This window comes from Shigella dysenteriae (genome assembly GCF_022354085.1).
GTDB classification, from domain to species: domain Bacteria; phylum Pseudomonadota; class Gammaproteobacteria; order Enterobacterales; family Enterobacteriaceae; genus Escherichia; species Escherichia coli.
Genome location: NZ_CP055055.1, coordinates 2,490,808 through 2,507,377, shown reverse-complemented (window position 1 = coordinate 2,507,377; position 16,570 = coordinate 2,490,808). Strand labels below are relative to the sequence as shown.

The 16,570-nt window shown below is 50.8% G+C and carries 19 protein-coding genes; 9 read left to right on the top strand and 10 right to left on the bottom strand.

Features of this window, described 5'->3' with window-relative positions; all coding sequences use genetic code 11:
* Positions 1-55: 55 nt before the first annotated feature.
* The 4 genes from rnt to nemR form a co-directional block, all read right to left on the bottom strand.
* Positions 56-703: a ribonuclease T gene (gene rnt, locus HUZ68_RS11965; protein WP_001718347.1), complete on the bottom strand. Its 648-nt coding sequence runs from the start codon at positions 701-703 to the stop codon at positions 56-58.
* 102 nt (positions 704-805) lie between these two features.
* Entirely contained in the window at positions 806-1,213 is a 408-nt protein-coding gene (gloA, locus tag HUZ68_RS11960; protein ID WP_001237796.1) for a lactoylglutathione lyase, read from the bottom strand.
* 80 nt (positions 1,214-1,293) lie between these two features.
* Complete coding sequence (gene nemA / locus HUZ68_RS11955; protein ID WP_000093589.1) at positions 1,294-2,391, bottom strand: N-ethylmaleimide reductase; 1,098 nt, start codon at positions 2,389-2,391, stop codon at positions 1,294-1,296.
* Between the two features lie 36 nt (positions 2,392-2,427).
* Positions 2,428-3,027, bottom strand: a complete 600-nt coding sequence (nemR, locus tag HUZ68_RS11950) for a DNA-binding transcriptional regulator NemR (RefSeq protein WP_001602597.1) — start codon at positions 3,025-3,027, stop codon at positions 2,428-2,430.
* A 102-nt stretch (positions 3,028-3,129) separates the two neighbouring features.
* Between nemR and HUZ68_RS11945 the strand changes: the two genes are divergently transcribed.
* The 3 genes from HUZ68_RS11945 (at position 3,130) to sodC (ending at position 4,916) form a co-directional block, all read left to right on the top strand.
* Positions 3,130-3,369, top strand: a complete 240-nt coding sequence (locus HUZ68_RS11945) for a DUF1289 domain-containing protein (protein WP_000840481.1) — start codon at positions 3,130-3,132, stop codon at positions 3,367-3,369.
* A 48-nt stretch (positions 3,370-3,417) separates the two neighbouring features.
* On the top strand, positions 3,418-4,314 hold the full coding sequence (locus HUZ68_RS11940) for an aldo/keto reductase (RefSeq protein ID WP_000250661.1): 897 nt from the start codon (positions 3,418-3,420) through the stop codon (positions 4,312-4,314).
* 80 nt (positions 4,315-4,394) lie between these two features.
* Positions 4,395-4,916 (top strand): superoxide dismutase [Cu-Zn] SodC, encoded by a 522-nt coding sequence (sodC, locus tag HUZ68_RS11935; RefSeq protein WP_210179858.1) that lies wholly within the window; start codon positions 4,395-4,397, stop codon positions 4,914-4,916.
* Here sodC and HUZ68_RS11930 read toward each other — a convergent pair whose 3' ends face one another.
* The 3 genes from HUZ68_RS11930 to HUZ68_RS11920 are packed head-to-tail and all read right to left on the bottom strand — an operon-like array spanning position 4,917 to position 8,025.
* Positions 4,917-6,929 (bottom strand): FUSC family protein, encoded by a 2,013-nt coding sequence (locus HUZ68_RS11930; RefSeq protein ID WP_000994280.1) that lies wholly within the window; start codon positions 6,927-6,929, stop codon positions 4,917-4,919.
* Positions 6,929-7,786: an efflux RND transporter periplasmic adaptor subunit gene (locus tag HUZ68_RS11925; RefSeq protein ID WP_097489821.1), complete on the bottom strand. Its 858-nt coding sequence runs from the start codon at positions 7,784-7,786 to the stop codon at positions 6,929-6,931. Before HUZ68_RS11925 ends, HUZ68_RS11930 begins: the two co-directional genes overlap by 1 nt.
* A 2-nt stretch (positions 7,787-7,788) precedes the next feature.
* The gene (locus tag HUZ68_RS11920; RefSeq protein ID WP_000670998.1) at positions 7,789-8,025 is read right to left on the bottom strand and encodes a DUF1656 domain-containing protein; all 237 of its coding nucleotides are present in this window, start codon (positions 8,023-8,025) and stop codon (positions 7,789-7,791) included.
* Positions 8,026-8,225: 200 nt separating this feature from the next.
* On the opposite strand from HUZ68_RS11920, the gene slyA reads away from it, so the two are divergent.
* A complete protein-coding gene (slyA, locus tag HUZ68_RS11915; protein WP_001296943.1) occupies positions 8,226-8,660 on the top strand; it encodes a transcriptional regulator SlyA in 435 nt (144 codons plus the stop codon).
* 46 nt (positions 8,661-8,706) lie between these two features.
* Here slyA and slyB read toward each other — a convergent pair whose 3' ends face one another.
* On the bottom strand, positions 8,707-9,174 hold the full coding sequence (slyB, locus tag HUZ68_RS11910) for an outer membrane lipoprotein SlyB (protein WP_000597196.1): 468 nt from the start codon (positions 9,172-9,174) through the stop codon (positions 8,707-8,709).
* A 273-nt stretch (positions 9,175-9,447) separates the two neighbouring features.
* Between slyB and anmK the strand changes: the two genes are divergently transcribed.
* The 5 genes from anmK to pdxY all read left to right on the top strand — a co-directional run bounded on the left by anmK (position 9,448) and on the right by pdxY (position 14,024).
* Positions 9,448-10,557, top strand: a complete 1,110-nt coding sequence (gene anmK, locus HUZ68_RS11905; RefSeq protein ID WP_094317891.1) for an anhydro-N-acetylmuramic acid kinase — start codon at positions 9,448-9,450, stop codon at positions 10,555-10,557.
* A gap of 97 nt (positions 10,558-10,654) precedes the next feature.
* Entirely contained in the window at positions 10,655-10,984 is a 330-nt protein-coding gene (gene mliC, locus HUZ68_RS11900) for a C-type lysozyme inhibitor (protein WP_000061974.1), read from the top strand.
* Positions 10,985-11,042: 58 nt separating this feature from the next.
* Positions 11,043-11,699: a pyridoxamine 5'-phosphate oxidase gene (gene pdxH, locus HUZ68_RS11895; RefSeq protein WP_001282319.1), complete on the top strand. Its 657-nt coding sequence runs from the start codon at positions 11,043-11,045 to the stop codon at positions 11,697-11,699.
* 128 nt (positions 11,700-11,827) lie between these two features.
* On the top strand, positions 11,828-13,102 hold the full coding sequence (gene tyrS / locus HUZ68_RS11890; RefSeq protein WP_001295400.1) for a tyrosine--tRNA ligase: 1,275 nt from the start codon (positions 11,828-11,830) through the stop codon (positions 13,100-13,102).
* A gap of 61 nt (positions 13,103-13,163) precedes the next feature.
* Entirely contained in the window at positions 13,164-14,024 is an 861-nt protein-coding gene (pdxY, locus tag HUZ68_RS11885) for a pyridoxal kinase PdxY (RefSeq protein WP_001302086.1), read from the top strand.
* Between the two features lie 43 nt (positions 14,025-14,067).
* Here the strand turns inward: pdxY and gstA are convergent, their stop codons facing one another.
* Entirely contained in the window at positions 14,068-14,673 is a 606-nt protein-coding gene (gene gstA, locus HUZ68_RS11880; RefSeq protein ID WP_000765749.1) for a glutathione transferase GstA, read from the bottom strand.
* A gap of 105 nt (positions 14,674-14,778) precedes the next feature.
* Positions 14,779-16,281: a dipeptide/tripeptide permease DtpA gene (gene dtpA, locus HUZ68_RS11875; RefSeq protein ID WP_000100937.1), complete on the bottom strand. Its 1,503-nt coding sequence runs from the start codon at positions 16,279-16,281 to the stop codon at positions 14,779-14,781.
* Between the last annotated feature and the right edge of the window lie 289 nt (positions 16,282-16,570).

Genomic DNA, 16,570 nt, shown 5'->3' with positions numbered 1-16,570 from the left:
GAATAGCCTCACTATAGATGCCTGAATCATTGCATGTCATCAGGCATCGACTCGATTACACCTCTTCGGCGGCAGGTAGCGGCCAGCCTCCCAGACGTTTCCAGCGGTTGACGATTTCACAAAACAGCACCGCAGTGCGTTCGGTGTCGTACAGCGCGGAGTGCGCCTGGGTGCTGTCGAAGTCCATGCCAGCGGTCTGGCAAGCCTTTGACAATACGGTTTGTCCGAGTGCCAGCCCGGCCAGTGCAGCAGTGTCAAAAGTGGCGAAAGGGTGGAACGGGTTACGTTTCAGTGAGGCGCGTTCTGCGGCGGCCATCATAAAGCTGTGATCAAAATTGGCATTGTGCGCCACCATAATGGCGCGGTTACAGCCGCTCGCTTTAATACCTTTACGTACAACTTTAAAAATTTCGTGCAGCGCCTCGTATTCGCTGACCGCGCCGCGATCGGGATCGTTCGGGTCAATGCCGTTGAAGGCGAGGGCCTCTGGCTGCAAATTTGCGCCGACAAATGGTTCGACGTGGAAATGTAATGTGGTGTCCGGCATCAGCCAGCCTTGTTCATCCATTTTCAGGGTGATGGCGGCAATCTCAAGCAGCGCATCGGTTTTGGCGTTAAATCCGGCTGTTTCAACATCGATCACAACAGGATAAAAACCACGAAAACGGTCGCACAGACCGGTAAGTTGAGCGTAATCGGACATCTGATTCTCTTAATACGGATAAATTGCAGCGCGCATTATGACAAATATTACTTGTCGATGCAGTAAAGATGCGGGCGCGATGAGTTCACGCCCGGCAGGAGATTAGTTGCCCAGACCGCGACCGGCGTCTTTCTCTTCGATTAACTCAATTTTGTAACCGTCCGGATCTTCCACAAACGCGATAACCGTAGTACCGCCTTTTACCGGACCCGCTTCACGGGTCACGTTACCCCCGTTTTGACGGATTTTTTCGCACGCTTCAGCGGCATTATCTACGCTAAGTGCGATGTGACCATAAGCAGTGCCGAGTTCGTATTTATCCACGCCCCAGTTGTAGGTCAGTTCAATCACCGCTTCTTCGGTTTCCGGGCCGTAGCCAACAAACGCCAGTGAGTATTTGTATTCCGGGTTTTCGCTGGTACGCAGCAGTTTCATGCCCAGCACTTTGGTATAAAAATCGATGGAGCGTTGCAGATCGCCAACGCGCAGCATGGTATGAAGAAGACGCATCTTTTTATCCTCAAAATGGCTAACAGATTCAAAATGTTGTTTTAGTATAGCGGCGGCTTTACGCCGCTCGCAATGTTGGATTACAACGTCGGGTAATCGGTATAGCCTTCCGCGCCGCCACCGTAGAAACTTTCGGCACGCTGTGGGTTAAGCTCAGCTTTGCGCTGCAAGCGGGCGACCAGATCCGGGTTCGCAATCCAGTCACGACCAAATGCCACCGCATCAATTAACCCTTTGCCGATCAGCGTTTCAGCTTTTTCTACTGTGTATGCACCTGCGCCGATAATCGGACCGTGGAAACGGGCGCGTACTTTTTCGCGGAACGCATCAGTATACGGTTCACCCCCCGCCCAATCTGGTTCTGACATATGCAGATAAGCAATGCCGCGTTTACCCAGTTGTTCAATCAGATACAGTGCATCGGCTTCTTCATTCGGGCCGTTATCCGTGTTCTGGAAAGTACCGATTGGCGAAACGCGAATGCCAATGCGATCGGCACCCCATTCTTCAATCCCGGCATCGACCACTTCCAGTACCAAACGTGCGCGATTTTCCACGCTGCCGCCGTACTGATCGGTACGATGGTTTGAAGAAGGGGAAAGGAACTGATGCAGCAAATAACCGTGAGCAGAGTGGAGCTCTACCAGATCAAAACCGGCTTCACGCGCGTTAGCAATGGCCTGACGGAAATCATTGACGATACCTGGAATCTCTTCCAGTTCAAGCGCACGCGGCATGGATGTTTCAACACGGATCGCCTGACCATTTTCATCGCGCAGAGAAGTACGTGTTCCCGCGCTAAGTGCTGAAGGCGCTACCGGTGCCTGACCGCCAGGTTGCAGGCTGGCGTGAGAAATGCGTCCGGTGTGCCACAGCTGGACGGCCATATGACCATTTTCAGCATGAACGCCAGCGGTAATTTTTTTCCATGCGGCAATTTGTTCCGGACTATGGATGCCAGGTGCACCAGCATACCCTTTTGCCTGGGCAGAAATTTGCGTGGCTTCGCTAATAATCAAACCGGCACTGGCACGTTGGCGATAGTATTCCGCCATCAACGGGGTAGGGATGTCACCCGGTTCAATACTGCGCAGACGCGTCAGCGGTGCCATAAAAATACGGTTTGCCGCAGTTATTGCGCCCACTTTCAGTGGGGAATACAGTTTTTCAGATGACATAAAGGCTCCCGGTCGTCTGGTGATAAAAAATGCCTGCTAAACGGCAGGCGTCGCAATAATGGTTTTTACATGGGCCAGCGCGTTTTCCAGTGGCTCGGAATTGCGCGAAATTTTGGCCTGCAGATTCGCGCCAAGCCATAGTGCGTACAGCACTTGTGCCTGTTGTAGCGGTTCGCCACAAAAGGTTAAACAATGGTTCTCACGGCCATTTTCCAGAGCCTGCGAGAGCAGGGCGATCACGCCGCGAGCACCTTTATCCATCGCGCTGCGCATATCTTCTGACAGATCGCACACTTCGGCAGAGAGTTTTACTGTCAGGCAACCACTGATGGTTCCATGTTGGCAAAACTGGTTCAGTGTTTGCTGGTAATAAGCCAGTATGCGGTCGCGGTAGTTACCTTCGCCGGATTGCAGCAACTCAGTCAGTCGCTGGTGATATGCGGCGTAATGACGCTCAAGCATGGCAACGCCAAACGCTTCTTTAGAGCGAAAGTAGTGATAGAAGGACCCTTTCGGCACTTCAGCGGTTTTTAGTAATTCGCTTAGCCCCATCCCGGTGAATCCACGTTGCAGGCAAAGTTGCTCGCCCGTCGCCAGGAGATGTTCGCGAGTATCATGTTCGGTGTGTTTGTTCATGCGTTGGAGTGTAGTAGACCAGTCGGTCTAGTGCAAGCAAAGTTGCTACTTTGGACATTAACAGCTTCAATAATGGTAATAATCTTATCTGAGGAGGGCGAGGTGGCGGAGCAATTAGAGTTCTTTCCCGTCCAGAGCCCGTGCCGGGGAATTTGCCAGTCTGACGAACGCGGGTTTTGTCGCGGCTGTTTTCGTAGTCGGGATGAGCGTTTTAACTGGAATAAAATGAGCGATGGCGAAAAACAAGAGGTGCTGCGCCTTTGTCGGCAGCGATTAATGCGCAAATTACGCGCAAATAAGCCAGCGTCATCAGACGAACCGGAGCAACCATCACTCTTTTGAACCTAATCTTGCGTATACTCCTCTCATATCTGATAAGAGGAAGCGATTATGGTTCAGCGTATTACTATTGCGCCGCAAGGCCCGGAGTTTTCCCGTTTTGTGATGGGCTACTGGCGATTGATGGACTGGAATATGTCCGCCCGCCAGCTGGTCAGTTTTATTGAAGAGCATCTGGATCTCGGCGTGACCACCGTGGACCATGCTGATATTTATGGTGGCTATCAGTGCGAAGCGGCGTTTGGCGAGGCACTGAAACTGGCACCTCACCTGCGTGAACGGATGGAAATCGTCAGTAAATGCGGTATCGCGACGACCGCGCGTGAAGAAAACGTCATTGGTCATTACATCACTGACCGCGATCACATCATTAAGAGCGCCGAACAGTCGCTAATTAATCTCGCGACCGATCATCTGGATCTGCTGTTAATCCACCGACCAGACCCGTTAATGGATGCCGATGAAGTGGCGGACGCGTTCAAACATCTGCATCAGAGCGGCAAAGTGCGTCATTTTGGCGTATCGAACTTTACGCCTGCGCAATTTGCCCTGTTGCAATCACGTCTGCCGTTTACCCTTGCCACTAATCAGGTGGAAATATCCCCGGTGCATCAGCCGTTACTGCTGGATGGCACGCTCGACCAACTACAACAACTGCGTGTTCGTCCGATGGCGTGGTCCTGCCTTGGTGGTGGTCGTCTGTTTAATGATGATTATTTCCAGCAGCTGCGTGATGAACTGGCTGTGGTGGCAGAGGAGTTAAACGCGGGCTCGATTGAACAGGTGGTTTACGCCTGGGTATTACGTTTACCATCGCAGCCGCTGCCAATTATCGGTTCAGGTAAAATTGAGCGCGTACGGGCAGCTGTCGAAGCAGAAACACTGAAAATGACCCGTCAACAATGGTTTCGTATCCGTAAAGCGGCACTGGGGTACGACGTACCGTAAGCACTTTTAGGAATAGCCGCCGTTCAAAAATGTGTCACTGGTTTACACTTATTCAGGAATGCACAATGAACGGAGGTCCTATGAAACGTTTTAGTCTGGCTATTCTGGCGCTGGTTGTTGCAACCGGCGCACAAGCTGCCAGTGAAAAAGTCGAGATGAACCTCGTCACGTCGCAAGGGGTAGGGCAGTCAATTGGTAGCGTCACCATTACTGAAACCGATAAAGGTCTGGAGTTTTCGCCCGATCTGAAAGCATTACCCCCCGGTGAACATGGCTTCCATATTCATGCCAAAGGAAGCTGCCAGCCAGCCACCAAAGATGGCAAAGCCAGCGCCGCGGAATCCGCAGGCGGGCATCTTGATCCACAAAATACCGGTAAACATGAAGGGCCAGAAGGTGCCGGGCATTTAGGCGATCTGCCTGCACTGGTCGTCAATAATGACGGCAAAGCTACCGATGCCGTCATCGCGCCTCGTCTGAAATCACTGGATGAAATCAAAGACAAAGTGCTGATGGTCCACGTTGGCGGCGATAATATGTCCGATCAACCTAAACCGCTGGGCGGTGGCGGTGAACGCTATGCCTGTGGTGTAATTAAGTAATTAAGAGGCCAGCGTACCTTGCGGTGGTGCTTGCTCAAGTTGCGAAAGCGAGCAGTACAGCCGCCAGACAATTGCCGCCAGCTCACGGGCGGCAGGTTGATGATGACGGGCAAGGCTGTCGCAAATCCGCTGTAATTCTTCAAGTGTGGCCGCCAGTGATTTTTGCTGAACGCCACGCTCACTCATCACTCCCCGCAACAGTGAAATACAGTTATCCCGTACTCGCGATAACGGATCGGAACGCGATTCCCAGTCGCGCAATTGCCAGACAACATGAGAACAGTTCAGCAGCACTACACCCCAGCGTAATAACCAACGGCGAGCCAGCGCATCCTGGCTGTTACTCAACTGACTGACGTGATGATAAGTGAGCGATTCAAATTCGCTTTCACTCAGTGTTGGATGGCGGCTTAGCTGATCGACAAAATCCCGGCGCAGCGCGCGAATATGGCGGCGGCTTTTACGAGCATCCGATCCTGGACGCAGAATGGCGAACGCTAGCCAAGCCAGCGCAACGCCAACGATTTTTGCCAGATTATCGTTAAGAAAATCAGCAAAATCATACACCGGGGGATTAGTGACAGCGATAAACGAACCCATAAAAACAATCAGTTGCCCCCACAGTGCGGCAAATTTGGGCATCTGCAATTTAAGAAGCTGCATTGTCGCCAGCAGTGGAAAGAGAAACAGTAAAAATTGCCACAGATCGCTAATCTGGACCATCAGGCCAAATTTGACCACAAAGCTGAATAGCGAAAGTAACACCAGCGTGCGCATCAGCAGTGACAACGACTTAAACGGTGCTGCGACGGCGGAGTAGAGTACGCAGCTAATTGCTGCCAGCGTTAATGCATTGGCACCGGCATCCCATTGCGATGCAATACTCCATGCGCCAATCATCATCAACGTACAAAATGTACGCAGCCCGCTCCACATAGCTTCGGCGTTGTCGGTATGACGAGCCAGAGCGGATGTCCGTGCGAGTCTGGCATGATCATCTACACCGCTTTGCAGACGATGTAATTCCTGACTACTTTGCAGATAAAGGCGGCAAAAATAACGTAGTCGCTGCCAGAAGGCGACGTGCCGGTAGTCGGCGACGTTGGTCGGGCGTAGCGGGGCGATAATACGTGCGACGGTGTAAGCATCTGTTTGCGAACTGGCGAGCGCCGTCAGCAATTGTTCGAGAATTTCTCGCGTGGCACCTGGCGGTGAGGGCCAGTTGAGCAACATACGTCGCAGGCTGGAGATGACACTGGTCATACGTAATTGCTGGTGGAGTAGCGCATTAAGGCGCGCGTTTTGCTGGCGAAAACGATAGTGGCTCCAGAAAGCCTGGATACGCAGCAAATTCATGGTCAGTATCTGCCCAATCACCCCCTCATGTGCTGCACGAATGGCATCGTTTGTTTCAGGCTGCCAGAGTAAACTGGCATGTTCCAGTAATCGGGCGTGCATGTTTTTCAATGCGGTTAAAAGGGCTGTAGCATCGGAACTGCTAGGCAGGATCATCATCATCATGCCGCCGCACAAAATACCGACTATCACCTCGCAAACGCGCGCCTGAGCGATATCCCACAGCTGGCTGGCCTCAGTAATATTAACCATCGGAAAGGCGATGATGGCAGCCGTGTAGCCCGCCAGTTGAAATGCATACGCGACGTTATTCGTGAAGTGCGCACAGGCCCAGGTACAAAAGCCAAGCCACGCCGACATGCTCAATAGAAAAAACCACGGCTCATTGAGCGTATGCCCGGCAAGAAGCAGTGCCGCAATGGCTCCCAGTAAACTGCCAGCGATGCGTCCGAGGCTTTTGCTGATGACACCGCCAACGGTGGGAAAGCTAACCACTGCAGCCGAGGTCATCGCCCAATAGGGTTCATCCAGATTCAAATAATAGGCAACCGTCAGCGCCAGACACATGGCAATGGTATTGCGTAACGCATAACGCCATTGCGCCAGCGTGGCCTTGAACCAGGGCAAATTGCGCAATGACCATGACGATGCGTTCATTATTGACCTACGGCAATGCTACAGGTGGTGCCCGACACCAGCGTGACATCGCCTGGAACTTTATCCAGCGCAAAGCGGACGGGAACGCGTTGGGCGAGACGAACCCAGGGGACGTTAGGTTTCACATCCGGAATAAGGCTTGAGTCACTTTCAACGCTTTGATCATAAATCGCCCGACCGATACTGGAAACGTGACCCCGTAACGTTTTGTTATCACTATAGAGGGTAATTTGTGCTGGTGCACCTTCGCGGATATGGCGCAACTTGGTTTCTTCAAAATAACCAATGACGTAAAACGAGTGGCTGTCGACAAGGGCAAACAGCGGTTTCCCGGTGTCAGCGTAATCGCCGATGCGGGTAGTGAGGTTAGTCACCCAACCACTCACCGGGGCGCGAATTTCCGTTTGCGCCAGTTGCCATTGTGTCTGTTTCAGCGTGGCCTGTGCGGCATTAACACTGGCCTGCATCGCTTTAACATTGAGGTTAGCGGTATCGAGTTCTTCGGCAGAAATAAAATTTTGTGAGAGATGACGACGACGATTCGCTTCGTTATTGGCTTTTGCGAGGTCAGATTGCGCTTTCGCCAGCTGAGCCTGTGCGTTCAGCTCGGCGATCTGAAAGGGCGTTTTATCGATCGTGAGCAGAAGATCCCCCGCGTTAACCAGTTGGTTGTCTTTTATATTCAGCTCAACAATACGTCCCGACACCTGTGGGGTGATATAAACCTTTTCTGCGCGTATTTTCCCGTCGCGTGTCCACGGAGATTGCATGTAATAATTCCACAGCCACCATCCGGCAAGAACCGCAACTATCGCTACAATGATTGTTGAGAAATACTTAATTGTTTTAATTGACATAGTTACCACGCAATCAGTATTGCCAGAGCAAGGCAAACGCAAATCGCAAACAGCGATAAATCCATTAACAAGGGATGCCAGATGTCACCGGCGTAGATCCAGCCACGAAGCAGGCGGTGTACGACAAGCCAGATGACGAATCCAAACGCGAAGGCTTTGAAAAACGGAGGAAAATAGACGGACGCACCGAACACCAGATCTTGTAAGGGCAATCCTGTTGCATTGAGCATAAACTTCACAAAGTAGATTCCTTTACGACCGAATATATTGCGTTAGATTAATAAATATTCTTTAAGTGCGAAAAATTTACGCGCAATTTCTGAAAAATATGTCTGACGGTAACCAAATGCAGCAATACATTTGTTTTAGCAATACAATTGCTGCACACTATTCTAAAAGCCGCATAATATCTTAGCAAGCTAATTATAAGGAGATGAAATTGGAATCGCCACTAGGTTCTGATCTGGCACGGTTGGTGCGCATATGGCGTGCTCTGATAGACCATCGCCTGAAACCGCTGGAGTTAACACAAACCCATTGGGTTACGTTACACAATATTCATCAGTTACCTCCAGACCAGTCGCAAATTCAACTGGCAAAAGCGATTGGCATCGAGCAGCCATCACTGGTCCGTACTCTGGACCAACTGGAAGAAAAAGGGTTAATTTCGCGTCAAACTTGTGCCAGCGATCGTCGGGCTAAACGTATTAAACTGACGGAAAAGGCAGAGCCACTGATCAGCGAAATGGAAGCTGTTATTAACAAAACCCGCGCGGAAATATTACATGGCATCTCCGCAGAGGAACTGGAGCAACTGATTACGCTCATCGCAAAACTTGAGCATAATATCATTGAGTTACAGGCCAAAGGGTGAAATGAAGGGGGCGTGTGGTCAGTAACCTGACCACACGCAAACTTATTTAGCGCGGAGAAACGGTCACCTGACTGCCATTGCTGGCCAGTACGACACGTTGGCCCGGAGAGAAACGAGTGTTGCCTTGTTTCTGTACCACCATGATGGTATTACCATCGTCTTTACGAATTTCCAGCTCGACACCCTGCGTTTTGTTCATTGCACTCTGTACGCCCTGACCAGCTACGCCACCTGCAACAGCGCCTGCTGCAGTAGCCAGAGAACGCCCGGTTCCGCCACCAACAGTATTCCCCAGGAAACCACCAAGAACAGCACCGCCAATTGCACCGATAACGTTGGAATCATCACCGCCCTGAATCTGTACCGGACGTACGTTAACGATGGTGCCATAGCTGACATTCTGTACTTGTTTCGCTTCAGAAGCGGTATAAACATCCCCTGACAGGGTGTCGTTATTAACACAACCGACAAGAGACAGACCTACCATTGAAACAACCAATACGCGTTTAATCATTGAAAAATCTCCTGTTCACCATGAAACGCCACGCAAGCATCCCTCATGGTCAAAGTATATGGCATATGTGAATCCATGGTTACATGTTCTACCAAATATGAGCAAATCATAATGAAAGTAGGATCAACCAATTATAAACAAAACATTCATGATGATTATTGATTTGAAGATAATGTTTTACTACCAACGGTAAAAATCGGTCATTCCGCATGGTATTCACGAAAAGTTTATGTTTGAGTGATGCGCAAACGTCAGATTGAAAAAGGATGAACTATGAAATCGGGCCGCTTTATTGGCGTTATGTCAGGCACCAGCCTTGATGGTGTTGATGTTGTGTTGGCGACAATAGATGAACACCGGGTCGCACAGCTGGCAAGCTTGAGCTGGCCGATCCCGGTGTCTCTGAAACAGGCTGTACTGGATATTTGCCAGGGCCAGCAGCTTACACTTTCGCAGTTTGGACAGCTTGATACTCAACTCGGGCGACTTTTTGCTGATGCGGTCAATGCCTTGCTTAAGGAACAAAACCTGCAGGCGAGAGATATAGTTGCGATCGGCTGTCACGGTCAAACCGTCTGGCATGAACCGACGGGCGTGGCACCACACACTTTACAGATTGGCGATAACAATCAAATTGTGGCACGCACCGGAATTACGGTTGTCGGTGATTTTCGCCGTCGCGATATTGCCTTGGGAGGACAAGGCGCACCGCTGGTACCTGCGTTCCATCATGCCTTGCTGGCTCACCCAACCGAGCGACGAATGGTGCTCAATATTGGCGGCATCGCCAATCTGTCACTGCTCATTCCTGGGCAGCCGGTTGGCGGCTACGATACCGGTCCTGGTAACATGCTGATGGATGCCTGGATCTGGCGTCAGGCCGGTAAACCTTACGATAAAGATGCCGAGTGGGCACGGGCGGGTAAAGCTATTCTCCCACTGCTGCAAAATATGCTCAGCGACCCATATTTCTCGCAACCTGCACCGAAAAGCACCGGACGCGAATACTTTAACTACGGCTGGCTGGAGCGCCATTTACGCCATTTTCCGGGTGTTGATCCCCGTGATGTGCAGGCCACACTGGCAGAACTCACCGCCGTGACCATTTCTGAACAAGTTTTGTTGAGCGGTGGCTGCGAACGATTGATGGTATGTGGTGGAGGTAGTCGTAATCCGCTACTCATGGCGCGTCTGGCGGCATTACTGCCAGGCACAGAAGTCACCACCACCGATGCCGTTGGCATTAGTGGCGATGACATGGAAGCATTGGCTTTCGCCTGGCTTGCCTGGCGGACGCTGGCGGGATTACCAGGAAATCTGCCTTCCGTCACTGGCGCAAGCCAGGAGACGGTACTGGGGGCTATTTTCCCCGCTAACCCGTGATATCAGAGTTAACTGAATTTTTCTTACCGCGTCTGCCGTTACACTTGGAACGTTAGGGAGGGCGTATTGCCCTCCAGACCAGGAAAGTCTTCGGGAAATGTCTATGAAAAAACTGTTACTGATCTGTTTGCCGGTGCTTCTCACCGGCTGTAGCGCCTTTAATCAACTGGTTGAGCGCATGCAAACCGACACGCTGGAATACCAGTGTGATGAAAAACCGTTGACGGTCAAACTGAATAATCCGCGCCAGGAAGTCAGTTTTGTTTACGATAATCAACTACTGCATCTCAAACAGGGCATTTCAGCCTCTGGTGCACGTTACACTGACGGAATCTATGTTTTCTGGTCGAAAGGCGAGGAAGCGACTGTCTATAAACGCGACCGCATCGTCTTGAATAACTGTCAGTTACAAAATCCACAGCGTTGAGATTTTTCCAGGGGCGGCGCACAATAGCGTCACCCACTGACAATCCGTAAAGAAAACCATGTCTGATAACGACGAATTGCAGCAAATCGCGCATCTGCGCCGTGAATACACCAAAGGCGGGTTACGCCGCCGCGATCTTCCCGCCGATCCATTAACCCTTTTTGAACGTTGGCTCTCTCAGGCTTGTGAAGCCAAACTGGCGGACCCTACCGCGATGGTGGTCGCTACCGTGGATGAACATGGTCAGCCTTATCAGCGCATCGTTTTACTCAAACATTACGACGAAAAAGGCATGGTGTTTTACACCAACCTCGGTAGCCGTAAAGCACATCAAATTGAAAATAATCCGCGCGTTAGCCTGCTGTTCCCGTGGCATACCCTTGAACGCCAGGTGATGGTGATCGGTAAAGCAGAACGACTTTCGACTCTCGAAGTGATGAAATATTTTCATAGCCGCCCGCGTGATAGCCAGATTGGTGCATGGGTTTCGAAGCAGTCCAGTCGCATTTCTGCCCGCGGTATCCTTGAAAGTAAATTCCTGGAGCTGAAGCAGAAGTTTCAACAGGGCGAAGTGCCATTGCCGAGCTTTTGGGGCGGTTTTCGCGTCAGCCTTGAACAGATTGAGTTCTGGCAGGGCGGTGAGCATCGCCTGCATGACCGCTTTTTGTACCAGCGTGAAAATGATGCGTGGAAGATTGATCGTCTTGCACCCTGAAAAGATGCAAAAATCTTGCTTTAATCGCTGGTACTCCTGATTCTGGCACTTTATTCTATGTCTCTTTCGCATCTGGCGAAAAGTCGTGTACCGGCAAAGGTGCAGTCGTTATATACATGGAGATTTTGATGGCAAGCAGTAACTTGATTAAACAATTGCAAGAGCGGGGGCTGGTAGCCCAGGTGACGGACGAGGAAGCGTTAGCAGAGCGACTGGCGCAAGGCCCGATCGCGCTCTATTGCGGCTTCGATCCTACCGCTGACAGCTTGCATTTGGGGCATCTTGTTCCATTGTTATGCCTGAAACGCTTCCAGCAGGCGGGCCATAAGCCGGTTGCGCTGGTAGGCGGCGCGACGGGTCTGATTGGCGACCCGAGCTTCAAAGCTGCCGAGCGTAAGCTGAACACTGAAGAAACTGTTCAGGAGTGGGTGGACAAAATCCGTAAGCAGGTTGCCCCGTTCCTCGATTTCGACTGTGGAGAAAACTCTGCTATCGCGGCGAACAACTATGACTGGTTCGGCAATATGAATGTGCTGACCTTCCTGCGCGATATTGGCAAACACTTCTCCGTTAACCAGATGATCAACAAAGAAGCGGTTAAGCAGCGTCTCAACCGTGAAGATCAGGGGATTTCGTTCACTGAGTTTTCCTACAACCTGTTGCAGGGTTATGACTTCGCCTGTCTGAACAAACAGTACGGTGTGGTGCTGCAAATTGGTGGTTCTGATCAGTGGGGTAACATCACTTCTGGTATCGACCTGACCCGTCGTCTGCATCAGAATCAGGTGTTTGGCCTGACCGTTCCGCTGATCACTAAAGCAGATGGCACCAAATTTGGTAAAACTGAAGGCGGCGCAGTCTGGTTGGATCCGAAGAAAACCAGCCCGTACAAATTCTACCAGTTCTGGATCAACACTGCGGATGCCGACGTTTACCGCTTCCTGAAGTTCTTCACCTTTATGAGCATTGAAGAGATCAACGCCCTGGAAGAAGAAGATAAAAACAGCGGTAAAGCACCGCGCGCCCAGTATGTACTGGCGGAGCAGGTGACTCGTCTGGTTCACGGTGAAGAAGGTTTACAGGCGGCAAAACGTATTACCGAATGCCTGTTCAGCGGTTCTTTGAGTGCGCTGAGTGAAGCGGACTTCGAACAGCTGGCGCAGGACGGCGTACCGATGGTTGAGATGGAAAAGGGCGCAGACCTGATGCAGGCGCTGGTCGATTCTGAACTGCAACCTTCCCGTGGTCAGGCGCGTAAAACTATCGCCTCCAATGCCATCACCATTAACGGTGAAAAACAGTCCGATCCTGAATACTTCTTTAAAGAAGAAGATCGTCTGTTTGGTCGTTTTACCTTACTGCGTCGCGGCAAAAAGAATTACTGTCTGATTTGCTGGAAATAATGCATTAAGTGGAAAGGGGGAGTGAGAAATCACTCCCCCTGGTTTTTATACAGGGAACATGATGAAAAATATTCTCGCTATCCAGTCTCACGTTGTTTATGGTCATGCGGGTAACAGTGCGGCAGAGTTTCCTATGCGCCGCCTGGGCGCGAACGTCTGGCCGCTGAACACCGTTCAATTTTCTAATCACACCCAATACGGCAAATGGACTGGCTGCGTGATGCCGCCCAGCCATTTAACCGAAATTGTGCAAGGCATTGCCGCCATTGATAAATTACACACCTGTGATGCCGTATTAAGTGGCTATCTGGGATCGGCGGAGCAGGGTGAACATATCCTCGGTATCGTCCGTCAGGTGAAAGCAGCGAATCCGCAGGCGAAATATTTTTGCGATCCGGTAATGGGTCATCCGGAAAAAGGCTGTATCGTTGCACCGGGTGTCGCAGAGTTTCATGTGCGGCACGGTTTGCCTGCCAGCGATATCATTGCGCCGAATCTTGTTGAGCTGGAAATACTCTGTGAGCATCCGGTAAATAACGTCGAAGAAGCGGTTCTGGCAGCGCGCGAACTCATTGCGCAAGGGCCACAAATTGTATTGGTTAAACACCTGGCGCGAGCTGGCTACAGCCGTGACCGTTTTGAAATGTTGCTGGTCACCGCCGATGAAGCCTGGCATATCAGCCGTCCACTGGTGGATTTTGGTATGCGCCAGCCGGTAGGTGTTGGTGATGTGACGAGCGGTTTACTGCTGGTGAAACTGCTTCAGGGGGCAACGCTGCAGGAGGCCCTGGAACATGTGACCGCTGCAGTATACGAAATCATGGTGACCACCAAAGCAATGCAGGAATATGAGTTGCAAGTGGTTGCTGCTCAGGATCGTATTGCCAAACCAGAACATTACTTCAGCGCAACAAAGCTCTGAAATATCTCATTTCGGCCCACAACGAACTGTGGGCCGACGGCTATTACTTTAAGCCTTCCGCTGACAGCGCGTCTTGTACTTCCGGACGTTCAGCCATACGTTGCATAAATGCCGCAATGTGCTCTAACCCTTCCAGATTCAGTTTCACCGCGTATGCCCAGCGCAGAACCGTAAACAGATAGGCATCAGCAATTGTAAATCTTTGCCCGCAGATCCAGTGCTCATCCTTCAGTGCCTCGTTCACATATTGCAGCTTCTTCTCCAGCTGCGCGCGAACTGTCGGTTTGTACTCTTCCGGTGTATCAGGGCGAAACAGAGGTGTGAAACCTTTATGCAGCTCGGTGGCGATGTAATTCAGCCATTCGATGGTTTTATAGCGGGAAATACTGTTTACCGGTGCCAGCAACTGGCGGTCGGGGACGCTGTCGGCAAGATACTGCATAATCGCTACACCTTCCGTCAGCAAAGTACCGTCATCCAGCAGCAATGCAGGTACCTGTCCCTTAGGGTTAACGGCAAAGTAATCGTCACCGTTTTCGAGACGTTTTTTCATTAAATCCACACTGACGAGCGTAAAATCCTTTCCGCTCTCACGCAGGGTGATATGGGAAGCGAGAGAGCAGGCGCCCGGTTTGTAGAACAATTTCATCGGTAACTCCTTTTGTCTGTGGTTTAAAGTATGGTAGTGCGTTGCTGAACAAAAAAAAAGCCGCTAACGAAAAGTTAGCGGCTTGTAAAAGAGTTTCCCTGAATTTTACGCTACAGCAGCTTTCGCCGCTTTGTCAGCAGCGTCATCCTGCGTCATGCGGTGCAGTTTCGGCGCGGTAAACAGCATCAGTACTGCAATAACGGCAGTAGCGACACCAATCTGCAAGAATACGCGACCATAGACTTCCAGTGACATCAGCGGATCGGTAACGTTATCCGGCACAGCCATCATACCCGCAACATAACCACCAATCAGGTTTGCACCGGCAGTGGTCAGGAACCAGCTACCCATAATGAAGCCCATCAGACGCTGCGGAACGAGTTGTGCAACCATTGCCAGACCCAGACCAGAGATCATCAGTTCCCCGATACTCTGCAGGCCATAGCTTGCGACCAGCCAGCTTACAGACACGATACCTGCGTCAGACGCGAATTTTGCACCCAGCGGCAGAATCAGGAACGCACCAGAACACATCACCATACCGATTGCAAACTTAGTTGGCATCGGCAGAGTATCGCCCATCTTGTTATAGATAGCGGCCAGAATCGGGCTACCAATGATGATCCAGAACGGGTTCAGTGCCTGATACTGCTCAGGTTCTACGGCCAGGCCCAGAATGGTGTGTTCAACGTTACGAATCGCAAAGAAGTTCAGTGACGTTGGCATCTGGCTGTACAGCACGAAGAAGATAATGGCTTCGAGCATCAGGATGAAGGCAACGATCATTTTACGACGCGCAGCACCTTTCATCGCGAAGGCTTCTTTACCGAAGATAACCACGATACCAAAGGCAACAACGCCCAGCGCCATACGCGCAACTTCCTGATTGTGCAGCAGCCAGGTGGCGATAGCGATCAGTGCCACAACACCAATAATGGTCAGCAGCAGGTTACGGTAGTTGATAGGCTCGAAGTCTGGTTTTGAACCGTACTGTTTAACCCAGCGTTGGCAGAAGGCGAAGTTAACGATAGTGATCAGCAGGCCTACAACGCTCAATGCAAACGCAACGCTCCAGCCGTATTTCGCGGCCAGCCACGGCGTAGCAATCATAGAGAAGAAAGAGCCGATGTTGACGGACATGTAGTACATGGTGAATGCACCGTCCAGACGCGGGTCGTTTTTCTCATAGCATGTAGAAAGCAGAGAAGACGGGTTAGCCTTAAACAGGCCGTTACCGACCGCAATAGCCGCCATACCCATATAAACGATACCGGCGTCGTGACCAGACCAGGCAACCAGAGCATAACCAATCGCCAGCACAATAGCGCCAAGCATAATTACGCGTTTAGTACCCAGTACCTTGTCACCTAACCAGCCGCCGATAGCGACCAGACCATAAACCAGGGCACTAAAGGAAGAGAAAAGGGTGATTGAATCCGCTTCAGACATACCCAGTTGTTTAACCAGGTAAACAGCCATAATTCCTTGTAGGCCGTAATAACCAAAACGTTCCCATAACTCAATCGAGAAAATGAGATAGAACGCCTTCGGTTGTTTGAAAGCGTTCAAACTGACGCTTTCAGTTGGTTTTTGGTTTGCAGTGGACACTTTTACCTCTTTTTTTACATCCCATATTAACGGGGGTGCTTTCTCGCGTTATGTCTAAAAAACATACGCGCAATTGTTATAGTGGGAGGGGAAACGGCAGGTAATGTTCACTATCTTGCACTTTCAGACAAGTCCTTTGTAATAATCTGTTACATATAACTGAGGCGGGGAATTCAACCATTCCGGGAAATGTTATCCAGCGTTAAATTTTTCAAAAAACGTAACGGCAGATTTTTTCACTGCATTGAGAGGGGGATGATGGCTTGACGGCGATATGTTCTGCTATTTA